The organism is Solemya velum gill symbiont (genome assembly GCF_002020255.1).
In the GTDB taxonomy this organism is placed as follows: Bacteria; Pseudomonadota; Gammaproteobacteria; order Chromatiales; family Chromatiaceae.
On sequence record NZ_MPQG01000001.1, the window covers coordinates 123,694 to 137,116 of the forward strand.

Annotated in this window: 8 protein-coding genes and 1 pseudogene; 1 reads left to right on the plus strand and 8 read right to left on the minus strand. The window is 48.2% G+C overall.

Translation table 11 applies throughout. The features are described 5' to 3' along the window. Window positions 1–33: 33 nt before the first annotated feature. The 8 genes and pseudogenes from BOW06_RS00585 to BOW06_RS00620 all read right to left on the minus strand — a co-directional run bounded on the left by BOW06_RS00585 (window position 34) and on the right by BOW06_RS00620 (window position 10,952). A pseudogene (locus BOW06_RS00585) lies at window positions 34–2,883 on the minus strand (cation-transporting P-type ATPase). Between the two features lie 244 nt (window positions 2,884–3,127). Then, entirely contained in the window at window positions 3,128–4,252 is a 1,125-nt protein-coding gene (locus tag BOW06_RS00590; protein ID WP_078453564.1) for an HD-GYP domain-containing protein, read from the minus strand. Between the two features lie 49 nt (window positions 4,253–4,301). Next, window positions 4,302–5,828: a response regulator gene (locus BOW06_RS00595; protein ID WP_144077470.1), complete on the minus strand. Its 1,527-nt coding sequence runs from the start codon at window positions 5,826–5,828 to the stop codon at window positions 4,302–4,304. Continuing rightward, window positions 5,780–7,342, minus strand: a complete 1,563-nt coding sequence (locus BOW06_RS13165; protein WP_179115102.1) for a PAS domain-containing protein — start codon at window positions 7,340–7,342, stop codon at window positions 5,780–5,782. The genes BOW06_RS00595 and BOW06_RS13165 overlap by 49 nt, the downstream gene beginning before the upstream one ends. Window positions 7,343–7,355: 13 nt before the next feature. Continuing rightward, window positions 7,356–9,047 carry a transporter substrate-binding domain-containing protein gene (locus BOW06_RS00605; protein ID WP_043118326.1) on the minus strand — a complete coding sequence of 564 codons (1,692 nt, stop codon included), beginning with the start codon at window positions 9,045–9,047 and terminating at the stop codon, window positions 7,356–7,358. A 303-nt stretch (window positions 9,048–9,350) separates the two neighbouring features. After that, complete coding sequence (locus BOW06_RS00610) at window positions 9,351–9,806, minus strand: DUF1499 domain-containing protein (RefSeq protein WP_078454358.1); 456 nt, start codon at window positions 9,804–9,806, stop codon at window positions 9,351–9,353. Between the two features lie 24 nt (window positions 9,807–9,830). Further along, on the minus strand, window positions 9,831–10,649 hold the full coding sequence (locus BOW06_RS00615) for a hypothetical protein (RefSeq protein WP_043118324.1): 819 nt from the start codon (window positions 10,647–10,649) through the stop codon (window positions 9,831–9,833). Between the two features lie 42 nt (window positions 10,650–10,691). Continuing rightward, the gene (locus BOW06_RS00620) at window positions 10,692–10,952 is read right to left on the minus strand and encodes a hypothetical protein (RefSeq protein ID WP_078454359.1); all 261 of its coding nucleotides are present in this window, start codon (window positions 10,950–10,952) and stop codon (window positions 10,692–10,694) included. Between the two features lie 230 nt (window positions 10,953–11,182). Here BOW06_RS00620 and BOW06_RS00625 point away from each other — a divergent pair, with 230 nt between their 5' ends. After that, window positions 11,183–13,402: a carbohydrate-binding protein gene (locus BOW06_RS00625; RefSeq protein ID WP_078454360.1), complete on the plus strand. Its 2,220-nt coding sequence runs from the start codon at window positions 11,183–11,185 to the stop codon at window positions 13,400–13,402. Window positions 13,403–13,423: the final 21 nt, after the last annotated feature.

The window sequence follows — 13,423 nt, forward strand, 5'->3', positions numbered from 1 at the left end:
ACCCGGCTAGATGCCTGCTTAGAACAGCATTCTTCAGCCTGTCCGTTTTTTATACATGTAGCGCACAATAGATTTCTCCAACTCGACCAGAAACAATACAGATGATGAGACTAACAGAATACGTAACCAGATATTCAGGTCGATTGCTGCTGTACCGAACAGTGACTGCATCGGTCCCAAGTAGGTAAATGCCAGCTGAAACAGGATGAGTACACCAATTGCCATCAAAACATATCGATTGCCTGACAAGCCCTCCCAGTTAAATACCGAGGCAGTGATATAGCGGGAGTTGAAGAGGTAAAATATCTCGAACATGACCAGTGTATTCACTGCGACTGTTCGCGCATACTCGACACTGGCACCTCGCTCTATTTCCAGGATAAAAAGACCGAATGTTCCTGCCATCAAAATGATGGAGACAAATGCAATACGCCAGATAAGACGACAGCATTGGTTCAGAGGCATCACGCGGTTCACGCTGCATGACATTCCGCTCAGGCGGTTCAAACGCAAGGGACAACGCCAGCGTAACCGCCGTGATCATGTTGACCCAGAGTATCTGAACCGGTGTCAGGGGCAACTGGTGAAAGCCAAACAGAATCGCGGCAAATATCACCAGCGCTTCACCACCGTTGGTCGGCAGAATAAACAGGATGGCTTTTTTAAGATTGTCGTAAACAGTGCGCCCCTCTTCCACGGCATGAATGATTGATGCGAAATTGTCATCGGCCAGTACCATTTCAGATGCTTCCTTGGCCGCCTCTGTTCCATTGCGGCCCATGGCTGTTCCAACATCAGCTCGCTTCAATGCAGGCGCATCATTCACGCCATCACCAGTCATTGCAACAATCAAACCCTCTTCCTGGAACAATCTGACCAACAACAGCTTGTGCTCAGGATTGACACGCGCATACACATCAACATCATGCACACGTTGACGCAGTTCATCTTCACTCATTGATTCAAGGTCTTCCCCGGTGAGCACATCATCGGCATTAGCGAGGCTCAGTTGTTGGGCAATGGAGCGTGCAGTAGCGCCGTGGTCGCCCGTGATCATCTTCACCTTGATACCTGCAACAGAACAGGCCTTTACTGCGTCAATTGCTTCCTCACGAGGAGGGTCAATCAAGCCGAACATGCCAAGCATGACCAGCTCATCTTCTACATCACTGAACTTTATCTCTGTCTGTTCGTAACCCACCTGCTTGGTTGCAATCGCCAAAACCCGCTGGCCTTGCTGTGCAATCTCTTCAATGCGATCCAACCAGTAAGTTTTATCCAGCGGCTGAGCTTCATCACCGGTTCTTTGGTGAGTACACATCTCAAGGACGCGCTCGGGAGCCCCTTTCAGAAAGATGAAAACTTCATCGCTGTAGCTACGATGAAGTGTCGCCATAAAACGATGTTCTGATTCAAAAGGGATATGATCGGTGCGCGGAAACTGTTTACCCTCCTCTTTTATATCTATACCGGCCTTTAAACCGGCCACCAGCAGCGCCCCTTCCATCGGGTCACCGCTAACGAACCACTCCCTCTCTCCTTGCTCCAGCGATGCATCATTACAAAGCACCGCAGCGCGAACCATCTCCTGCAAGAGCGACTGCTCATGCACAGGCATGCCCTCCCGTGCACGTGTAAATGTCTCATGAACGCCATCACCGGAGTCTTCCAGTTCAATCAGGTTACCGGCAGTTGCAATCGTACGTACAGTCATTTCATTACGCGTCAGGGTGCCTGTCTTGTCTGAACAGATAACTGTTACTGCTCCCAGCGTCTCTACTGCCGGCAGTTTACGAATAATGGCATTGCGCTTGGCCATACGCTGCACACCGATAGCCAGCGTGATTGTCATAATCGCAGGCAGCCCCTCCGGGATTGCTGCGACTGCCAGGCTGACAGCTGCAAGAAACATATCTGTGGCTGCGTAACCCCTGATCAACAAGCCAAAAGCGAAAGTAATAGCAGCAATACCCAGTATTGCCAGGGTGAGCCAGCCACCAAACTGTGCCATCTGACGTAACAGGGGCGTCGTCACAGATTCAACTTCAGATACCAGCGTGCTGATACGACCTATCTCGGTTTGCGCGCCCGTAGAAACCACCACACCACCGCCCTGCCCGTGGGTAACGAGTGTGCCCGAATAGGCCATGCAGCGTCGATCACCGATAACAGATTCGAAAGCAACAGGATCAATGGTCTTTTCTACCGCCATTGATTCACCTGTCAAGATCGACTCCTGAACCTGGAGCCCCTTCACACGAAACAAACGCAGGTCTGCCGGCACCTTATCGCCTGATTGCAACTGTACGATATCACCGGGTACGAGTTCCTCGGCGGAAATAGTCGTTTGTTGTCCGTCCCGTACAACGACGGCATTCTGGGAAAGCATCTGTCGGATTGCTTTCAGCGCATTCTCGGCCTTGCCTTCCTGGATAAATCCAATGATGGCGTTAAGGACAACAACGCCAAGTATCACGATGGAATCGACCCAGTGTCCGAGTATGGCCGTGATAACACATGCAACAAGCAGTACGTAGATCAGTACATTATGGAATTGGAAGAAAAATCGCACCAACGGGCCGTGCGCTTCTGCCTCTGGAAGCCGGTTTGGGCCGTGCTTGAGCAGCCTGTCTGCCGCCTCTTCCCTGGAGAGACCTTCTTTTTTGAGAGGAGTCGTTGTATGACTTCTGCTGCAGTTTCGGCATGCCAGCTTTCAGATACTGAATCCGGCTCACTTGCTGGAGCTGTTGGCTTACTGGATATTTTGAGTGACAGGCGCCTGGTTACCACACCACCCGCAACAGCAAGAATGGCCAGCAAAGCAAGGACAATTAACCACTCTGAAAGCGATGCCTCAAAGCCCCATGTCAGACCTTCATTCATAAGAGTTCTTCGCAAATGCAGCCATATTGTATCTTGCTGTACAACCAAGATGAAACAATAGCAATGATTGCTTCGGCTAAAAACATGATTGTTTCTCCCACGCCAAATGACAGGCTAGAAGTTACGAAGCCTCTTATTAAAAAATATACGCTTTAGACACAACCTCAGGAAGTAATAATTATTTATATTTGCTATTAACGCGTTCTTTATTCCAATGAAGGTGGCAGATTACTTTTCATCAGTTTCAGGAAAGCCCGGCCTTGGCAATAACCTCTTCCTCGGAATCTGCGTACTTCCTGGAAATTTCATAATACTGACCGGCTACTTCCATAAAGGCATCAACCATGTCGGGATCAAAATGACTGCCCTTTCCATCCTGGATGAACGCAACGGCTTTATCATGCGGATATGGTGATTTATACACTCGCCTGCTGATCATTGCATCATAAACATCTGCAATCGCCATCAATCGTGCAGAGACAGGAATATCATCCCCGGACAAGCCTTCCGGATAGCCGGAGCCATCCCATTTCTCATGGTGGTAGTATGCAATCTCCTTGGCAAAAACAAGAAAATTATCGGCCCGGCTAATAGTCAACTCTGCTGCTTCAATTGAATTCCGGCCGTATGTTGTATGTTTTTTCATCACCTCAAACTCTTCGGGCGTCAACTTGCCCGGCTTAAGGAGAATATAATCTGGAACACCAACCTTACCGATATCATGAAGTGGAGCTGATTTATAAAGTGACGTGATATTTTCAGGGGTTAGCAAGTCACTAAAGCGAGGGTTATCCTTTAGTTGTAATGCCAGCAATTTCACATATCGTTGCGTACGACGAATATGGTTGCCGGTTTCCGGATCCCGTGTCTCAGCCAGTGAACCCAATGCCACCATGGCAACATCCTGTATCTCTTCCAACTGTTGCGTGCGTTTTATCACCTTCTCTTCCAGAATTTCATTCTGCTTTTCCAGGGAATCACGTGCGAGCTTCAATTCAAGATGTGTTTTAACGCGCTCTTTCAGAATAGGAGGGCTGATTGGCTTTGCGATGAAATCTACTGCTCCTAACTCCAAGCCCCTGGCCTCATCATCAACTTCAACCTTTGCAGTTAAAAAGATGATGGGTATATCATGTGTTTCCTGATTGTCTTTGAGTCGTCGACAGACTTCATAACCATCCATATCAGGCATCATGATATCCAGCAGGATCAGATCCGGCTTTTTCCTGGCGATGATTTGCAGTGCCATTTTTCCACTGACGGCAGCTTGTACAAAATAACTCTCCGCCAGAATCCCCTTGACCACATCTATATTCGTTGGTGTGTCATCCACCACGAGAACTGTTATTTCAGAAACATCCTGCTTCATTAGTATTACTCCCTAAATCAAAAATAACATCTGACAATACCATCAGAGTCTAGCTATCGGAAAGATCCTCCACAATTTTGGTCAGCAAGGAATCAGTCACATCAAAATCATATTTACCAAGAGAATATTGTAGCTTACCAAGAGATGCGCTCAATTTTGGCTCATCGACTCTCGATATCAATTTCTCGACAGCATCTTCAACAGTGGAGTCAAACTCTTCAATTCGCTTTGCAATGCCTCTCAATTCACCCAGAAGCTCTGCCTTTGAAATCACTTCTTCATCTATCGTAATGTCTTCATCCACTTTTATACTCAATGCAGTTTTAACGATCTCCAGCGTGTTGTTATAGGTTTGCCTGACACGTGCTATTAAATCATCCGGTACAGTCTCTACTCCGGCTAAGAGCGCCTTTTCCAATTCACCCGCATCAGAACTTAAAGTGGTAGCACCAACCATAGCGGCAACACCTTTCATCGTATGTGCACCACGCATGGCATCATTGACATTTCCCTCACGCATATCGAGCAGGATTTTCTCAAATGCCCCCTCCTCGGACTCCACAAACTTTGCCAGAATCTTACGGTAAACATCATGACTACCTCCCATTCGTGCCAAGGTGTTTTCAACATCAAAACCGGGTAGTTCCAGAGGGGTTCCTGTAACAGGTTCTTCCATACCAGGGATCTCCTCATCAATAATTTTGGGAACTTCGCGCTCACCTGGCGCAATCCATCGTGCCAATGCGCCAAACAACTCTCTTGGGACAATGGGCTTGGATACATGATCAGTCATACCGGCTTGCAGACTTTTCTCACGGTCACCCATCATGGCATTAGCAGTCATGGCAATAATGGGAAGCTCTTTAAACTGTGGCTCTTTGCGGATCTCACGAGTTGCAGCGTAGCCATCCATCACCGGCATCTGCACATCCATCAATACAGCATCAAAAGCTTCTTTTTTCACTTTTTCAGCCGCAACCTGGCCATTGTCAGCGACCGTGACATTCAACCTGGCATGCTCTAACAACTCAGTGGCGACCTGCTGGTTTACGATGTTGTCCTCAACGAGAAGGATATTTGCACCGCGGATCGCTTTAACCATCTCCAGTCCAGGATCACGCTTACTAGTAATCGGTTTCTGTTCTTTGTGGCCCAAGGCCGCCATGGTTACATCCCGCAGGCCTGCAAATAAAACAGGTTTAGGTAAATGACCATCTAACTGAACATTGCCGATATGATTTAACATATCATTATCATAGGCCGTGACGATAACCACTTTCGGAGGAGTATTGAGGCTGGTATCAGACTTGATCTGTCGACACAGATCAATACCGTTCATATTCGGCATTTTCCAATCTGTGAACACAATTCTGTAGGGAGTCCCAGCTTGATCAGCATGGCGCACCTTGTCCAGCGCCTCTACGCCATCTTCAGCCAGTTCCACCTCGAGGCCGAGGCTCTCCGCCATATTCTGCATGATTTTCAATGACGCAAGACTGTCATCCACAACCAGTACCGAAAGACCGCTTAAATCCGACACCAATGATTGACTCTTGACCTCATCAGGTTTTGACAAACCGAAGTTTGCGGTAAAGGAAAAAGTACTGCCCTCTCCATGGGTGCTTTCCACCCAGATTTCCCCCCCATCATTTCTACCAGTGTTTTACTTATCGTCAGACCGAGACCTGTGCCACCATACTTTCGCGTAGTTGAAGCATCTGCCTGGCTGAATGACTGAAACAGTTTTTTCATCTGTTTATCAGTCATACCAATTCCGCTATCAATGACAGAAAATTGAACTGTGACCTTATCTTCAGTTTCCTTTACCATCTCGATGCGTAAAATGATTTCACCCTGCTCGGTGAATTTGACTGCGTTGTTCGCCAGGTTAGTCAGGACCTGGCCAAGACGAAGAGGGTCACCAACCAGTCCGTGCGGCACATCAGGATCAATGTCAATGAGCAACTCCAGTCCTTTCTCCACCGTTTTGACAGAAATCAGAGTTGCACACTTTTCCAGCGTGTCGTCTAGGCTGAAGGGAATCGTTTCCATATCAAGCTTGCCGGCTTCTATCTTGGAAAAATCGAGAATGTCATTAATCAGCCCGAGAAGAGAATCAGCAGCATGATGTATCTTGTTGACATAATCACGCTGCTTGGAATCCATGTCAGTTTGTATCGCAAGGTGACTCATGCCGATAATGGCATTCATTGGCGTGCGTATCTCATGAGACATGTTGGCGAGAAAGTCTGATTTGGCCCCGGTGGCCTCTTCCGCAGCAGTTCTTGCTTCCGATATCGCCTGGTTCGCCCGCTGCTGTTCTGTAATATCACGGAACAGCACCACGACACCTGATAACTTGCCGCCTTTAACAATCGGGACACTGGTGTATTGAGCCGGAAAACAGGAACCATCTTTTCGCCAAAGCAACTCATCCTCAACCTTGTGAAAGCTCCCTTCAGTCGCCGACTTATGCATAGGGCACTCTTCTATGGGGTAATGACTGCCATCTGCATGAGTATGGTGAATAATCGGATGAATCTTTTGGCCTATAAGCTCATCCGCTTCATAACCGAGTAACTTCAACGCCTCCTGATTAATAAAATCCACCAAACCATCTTCACCGATCCCGAAAATCCCCTCTCCAACCGACTCCAACAGCAAGCGACTACGCTCCTCCGCTGCACGCAGGGCCTCTTCTGCCCTCTTACGCTCTGTGATATCAGTACGGATGGAAATATAACGCTCCGGGCCAGAGTCGCCCATAAATGGAACAATGGATGCATTCACCCAATATAAAGTGCCATCCTTTGCCTTATTGCAGACCTCCCCGCGCCAGGTTAAACCTTTACTGATCGTGTCCCATATTTCATTGTAATAGCTTTCAGGGTGAACGCCGGATTTAAGAATGCGATGATTATTACCCAGCAGTTCTTTTTCGGAGTAGCCACTGATTTTACAAAAACGGCCATTGGTATAAGTGATCTTGCCGTCGCTGTCAGTCATGCTGACGATAGAGTGTTGGTCAAGTGCAAACTGTTGGAAATTCAACTCACGCAGCAGTTCAGCCTGCCGACGTTGAGCTTCCATACGCTCAATTACCTCAGTTTTCAACTTCCGGTTCCAGATCACGATGAAAGTAATAAACACGAGGGCAATGAGAGCAATCGGAACGGTCCATTTCACTATGGTTCCAATCTGTGTACCAAGAGTAAATGTAATCCCTATCCAGGTTTTTTTTGATCGCAGTCTTTTCCCGATCAGTAATTGAATCAAGAACTTTATTGATCATTGAAACCAGTTCGGGCCAATCTTTACGAATTCCAAAACTCAGATTATCGACAAAGGGTGTAGGTGCAGCGACCTTGATGTTATCCAGTCCCAGTCGACTACGTTCATACTCAATCACACCGAGGCTAGCAGCAAAAGCGTCTATCTCTCCTCCATCCACAGCTTCCAATCCTTCAGAAACACTTCCGTATAGAACCACTTCAATGGCCGGATACCCCACTTTCAGTCTCTTATCATTGAGATAACCATCCACTACACCCACACGTTTCCCGGAAAGATCATCCAGACTATCGATAAATGAACTATCGTTACGAGTGGCAAGTACTAGAGGAAATGAGATGACGGGCTTGGTGAAGGATAAAAATGTTTCACGCTCCTTGGTAGGAATCAGCAACGGAACCGTATCGCTTTGACGCGATTTAACTTCATCAAGAGCCTGGTCCCAGCTACGCCCAAATTTTGGCCGGAACTCGACACCAAGTCTCTCGCCAAACAGGCGAATATAGCTGGAAGCAAGACCGGCCATGTTGCCGTCCTCATCCAGAAATGTGAATGGTGGCCATGCAAAGTCATCAACAACTGAAATTACCGAATGTTGTTTTAACCATTGTTTCTCAGCCTCACTCAAGTCAATCGTCTGATCAACAGAGTCAACCTTGTCTTCCTCGGTAACCCACAGCCTGTGTATCGCCTGTTTTTCATCTTCACTGACAGCAGCCATACCTTTTCTCAGGATAGATGCAAGGTGTGGCAGCTCTTTACGTGTCGCAATGTGCAATAGAGCCAACTCCGGATCACCCATTTTCAATTCACCTGAAATCACCAAGCCGGTGGTCAGATGTTTTTTCATTAAATGTCTGATTGCAGCTGTCTCACCAAAAGCGGCATCGGCATTCAGAAAACTGACTGCTTTGATCGTTTCGAATGTGTCTGCGACTCCAAGGATATTTATCTGGGGATAATCTCTTTCAAGAACCTCCTCGTAGAACGAACCTGCTGTTACTGCAACAGTCTTGCCAAAGAGCTCTTCCACGCTCTTGTAGGCTGACGCGCTGCGACTGAGAATAACATTCGGATTGCTGACATACGGCGGCGTGTAGAGAAGATACTCTTGTCGCTCAGGTGTTTTGACGATATCGAGCATGACATCGAGCGTTCCCGCCTTCATCATCTCGAGAAATTCATTCCAGACCGGGCCAGTCACATATTTTACATTTAGCCCGACTTTTTTCGCCAACATCTCTATATAGCCGATCGAATAGCCTTGAGGGACTCCATCTTCAGAGAAATTGAATGGTGGCCATTGAATATCACCTGCAACCCTGATTTCAGGGTTGGCTTCGAGCCAGGCTGCTTCTTCTGGCGTCAGTTGGATTGAGCTATTCTTGTTGCTAGCTGAATAACCAGAAACAGGCCACAGTGATATCAGGCCCAGGCAGAGAATCGCAAGTAGCAAGAATAACTTGCCGGCAAGGAGTTTACTCTTCGAGTAGATTGGCATCATGCATACATTCCATTGGCAGCCGCTCGAGTTACGTCAATACTGGATTATGAAAACCCATATAGAGCAACTAGTGTTTATTCCTTAAACAAATGATATAAATACTCTATCAGTTCATATGCTTATAGAAAAGCGGAAATTGCTACAACGATATTATTCTTATTCCAACTGATAATGGTTAGACCTATTCCTTGCTCTATGGATAATGATTCCTATACGTCCTATAAAGATATTCAAGATACGATGATTTTATGTTTTCGCTATCGTTGGATACATCGAAATAGAGGGCTTTACTTAGTTCAAATTTTACATATCGGAAAGCAGTAGCTTCAGCTTTTCAACGCGTTGACGATTCACACCTAAATCGTTCCTTCCCACCCTGGATGAAGAGCGAAAGTGCATCATCTCCTGCTGCCTGTCAATCCTGACCTCCAGGTCATCTGTAAAACCAAACAGGCTGGATTCAAAAGTTGAAGAGAGATAGTCTTCGGTCTGCTCTTGGAGAGTTCCACCCATGCTTTGCACAATCAGTGCAATATCCGAAATATCTCTCCCTGCCAATTCAAGGTAGCCCATAGGTTCAATATAATTTGGCCCCTGGTTATATTCACTGCAAACACAATTCGAAGTGCCCGGGCATATGGCAAGTTTCCCATCAATAACTCCTGCCGGAGCGCCTGACCTCGATGACTTGCCCAGAAAGTGAAGGGCTACCACTACTGCGATTGCAAGCAATATGAGAATAATGAAGGCAGCTTTCATAACTCTGGCTAAAAATACTGCAAGTTATGTTTTTATAAGCGACTGACGCAGCATCTGTCCAATGGGAATCATTCGTGCAATCACCGTATCGGTGAACTCAAATACAGTGCTGCGAACCTGATCTGCCACGGCTCCATCAGGGCGCGGACCAAGATCAGCCGCAAGAAAAGTTGCATGCAGACGGGCAGCCTGCTGTGTCTCTTCGATCAGTTTTAGCAGAGACCCATCGCTGTGCATCTCGGCGAGTTGCACCCAGCTCAGGGAGAGATAGCCTGGCCACAGGGCAATATGTTTATAGATACTGGCAACAACGCGATTTGGACCGGGTTTGGCACCGAGATCATTCAGCACCAGCACTTGCTCACTCACTTCTCCCGAAAGGTCAACAACCTCTGGAATCGGCGGCAAAGCAATATCAGTGAATGGCAAATCAACGCGTGAACGATTCCCGACAGGCGGCATCTCAGGCTCGGCAAGCAGTGCGGAGAGGGAAACCATGTTGAGCAGGTTGCCGCGGTTATAGGTATCGAGAATCGCACCAATCATATTTCGGCCGTCATCTTCAACACCCACGAGAGAGAGTGTCGTATCACTCAAGGCGGGCAGTTTCGGGTAAGACAACTGCGCCTGCAGGTGTTCACATTCACTCTCCACCCTTCCCGAGACGAACATAGGCTTTGCCACATCCCAAGCCCAGCGCAGGCCGCCGTCTATGGTGGCAATATGCCTCCAGACATAGTTAATAGCAGTAACATTCAGCGTTTCACGAATATCGTCATAAAGCTCGGCAATCTCACCACTGGCTTCAGCTTCGCCGATCGCGGGCAGGGTATCTTTGGCCATGGAATGAACTCCTGGTGTTGCAGGCGGTAAAGAAAAACAGCTTTAGCGTAAACTGATCAGGTTGCCAAACAGGGCGTGTTTCTTTCTCTCCACCTCTTCCTTGATTTTATGAGCCATATCCGCTTCCGGGCCACAGCATAACGATGCTGCATCAACATAGTGTTTGGTCACTCCGGTGACTGCCTTGATTAATGTCTTTTCGACAATTTTCGAGACTTTCTCGGTCTCCTGGGCAGTGAGTTTCTTTGAAAACACCTCTTCAATCTGACCTACTGCGTCATTAGTCAAGCTCTCTAATGTCATTTTCAGTACCCGCTAAGTAATTAATCTATAAGGGACCATCTGAATATAGCACATGTTATCCGGCAAAATTCAGACGGATTAAACAGAGGAAATCTCCTCATACACTCATCTTTTCCCGGCAGGAAATGTATATTGGCACAGCACCAAAATCTATACTATTACTTAGTGTGTAGAGGTCATCGTTACGCAGTTACCTCATATTCGCTTCATTCATGACGGAGACCGTAACCATGAATGTTCAGGATTCCATCATTACCATAGGCTCTTGCTGCTCACCGAAACAGGATCCTGGCTTGACCAAATCCCGGCGACGCAAGCTCAAAAACTCCATCTCTCAATTCCTGCGCATCACGATTACGGCGACATTACTCCTTTTCGCAGGACCAGCCAGTGCAAAAGACCTGCTTGACTGGGTCATTGAGGCAGTCGATCCGACACTCTTGCCCGCACGTCCACTGATTGAGTGCCTGGCCGGCGGTGGCAGTGCTGCAGCCTGTGCAACCGAGGCAGCAGAGAAACAGGTCCCGGGGGTGATTCCGATTGGTCCGGAAGATGACCGCATCAAGAAGGCCGTGGCAGTTTTTGATGCTGCCCGCAAAGAACACTGGATGGATGTTGTCACAATCGGTGGTGAAGTTGTAGCCAAAACAGTTTCTTGCGCGGTACTGCCGGTACAGGGACCTGCAAAACAGCCTGCCTGCAATATAATCGGCTGGGTCATAGCCAACAACGTCAGCGTAATCGACAAGGCGTATGGGGTTCTCAAAGGCCCTGACTGGTGGGGTGTGGTAGAACTACTTGGCCCCGGGGTGTGTACATTCATCCCCGGTGATGGAGTCGCAGGTACCGCAAAAGATCTTGTTTGTGGAACATTCGGCCAGATACTGCGTGGTGCCAAGGAGATGGCAGACAAGGTGGCACAGGGCGTCGTCGCCGGTGTTGATGCACTTGAGAACCTAATCTTCGGTGATGACAGTCACATGCCGTACGACACCTACTACGCCCTTTACTGGCAACCCTGGTATCACTATGCCACGGCACTGGTACTGGTACTGAATGGGCAGAGCCTGGGACCAATATCAAGCAAAATCTGGCATCCCTGCGTTGACTATTTCGATTCTCATAACCAGTATCGTTCAACTGCACGCAAAACCTGTGATGACATGCGTGACAAGCGTTTCAATCCGGAAGTTCATGCCTTCGCAAGGGCATTGCCAATCGCAGTCGACGGCTATTTCGATACGGTCGCCCGCCCGGCCATTCGTGCCGCCGTACTGGCATCCTTCGGCAAACCGTCGGCACAGGACCTGCCTGGACAGAAGTTCTTCGTGCAAAACTGTGCTTTCCAGGTACGCAAACGCTTCCCGTTCCCGGAGCCCACTGATGCCCGCTGCAGGCTTCTGCGTGACAAGGGAAAACAAATTCCGCATTTCAAAGCGCTATTCGACCAACTCGCAGACGAGTGTTACGCCGACATCAAGACACAGGATGTTCAGCCAACTGTCTGGACTCGTGCCTGCGAGGGAATGGAGCCCCGCTATGCACAGGAGTTTGCCAGCGAGTCACTCAGGCTGATTATTCAGCTCGGCGACCTGAAAAACAGGGGCTGCGTGTCACCCGGCAAGGAAGAAGCTGCCAAGAGTGGCCTGGCGGTCACTTGTGACAACTTCCCGGGTCATACACATTGCCTCTCTATTTTCCGCAGAGATGGAAGGAAATATTGCAGGGTCGATGTGCCGCCTATCACTGTTCCCTCTTTCCCGAAGGGACCATCACAAACGATCCCCATGCCGGGTAATAAGACACCGATTACGATACCGAAACCGGGAAAGGAATTTGGCGGAAGCATCATTCCTGGTGGCAAAAAGCAACAACAGCCGCAGCAGACAATTCCGCTGCCGGCCAAACCTCCAGCCAGCATCATCCCGGTACCTGCTGCCAAACCTGAGGCAATTAAAGCCCCCAAAATTATAAAACCGGTATTTACCGGCAAACAGATTCCAAAACGGGCTACAGCAGTAACAATCGAGGCCGAGACGCTAACCATGCTTAACAAGAGCTTTTTACGCGGCGGAAAGGTCGTGGTGCAGTACATGAAAAGGTTTGGTAATAGCTGGAGTGGCGGGAAGCAACTTTTCTGGTCTGGTGGAAAAAAGAAATCAACACTTGATCTGAATGTAACAGTTCCACAAGCAGGTAAATGGAAAGTTGAGATTTACCTGACAAAGGCGCCTGACTACGGAAAACTGAAGTTTAATGTGAATGGGAAGTCTGCCAAAGTGAAATTTGATGGTTATGCCAGGCGGGTATCCGGCCCTGTCAAACTAGATCTCGGGGCATTTACACTCAAGGCAGGCAGTAATCAGATACGCTTGACGATCTCGGGTAAAAATAAGGCATCGACAGGCTATCTTGCGGGTATCGACTGGATCAGGCTTGTACAAAAATAGGGGGTTGGCCGCCAAGCATTA

What these genes read in the sequence shown, in the direction of transcription:
- BOW06_RS00590 (WP_078453564.1), bottom strand. Translation starts at nt 4,252, where the DNA reads ATGAAGCAGGATGTTTCTGAAATAACAGTTCTCGTGGTGGATGACACA.
- BOW06_RS13165 (WP_179115102.1), bottom strand. Translation starts at nt 7,342, where the DNA reads ATGGAAGCTCAACGTCGGCAGGCTGAACTGCTGCGTGAGTTGAATTTC.
- BOW06_RS00605 (WP_043118326.1), bottom strand. Translation starts at nt 9,047, where the DNA reads ATGATGCCAATCTACTCGAAGAGTAAACTCCTTGCCGGCAAGTTATTC.
- BOW06_RS00610 (WP_078454358.1), bottom strand. Translation starts at nt 9,806, where the DNA reads ATGAAAGCTGCCTTCATTATTCTCATATTGCTTGCAATCGCAGTAGTG.
- BOW06_RS00615 (WP_043118324.1), bottom strand. Translation starts at nt 10,649, where the DNA reads ATGGCCAAAGATACCCTGCCCGCGATCGGCGAAGCTGAAGCCAGTGGT.
- BOW06_RS00620 (WP_078454359.1), bottom strand. Translation starts at nt 10,952, where the DNA reads ATGACATTAGAGAGCTTGACTAATGACGCAGTAGGTCAGATTGAAGAG.
- BOW06_RS00625 (WP_078454360.1), top strand. Translation starts at nt 11,183, where the DNA reads ATGAATGTTCAGGATTCCATCATTACCATAGGCTCTTGCTGCTCACCG.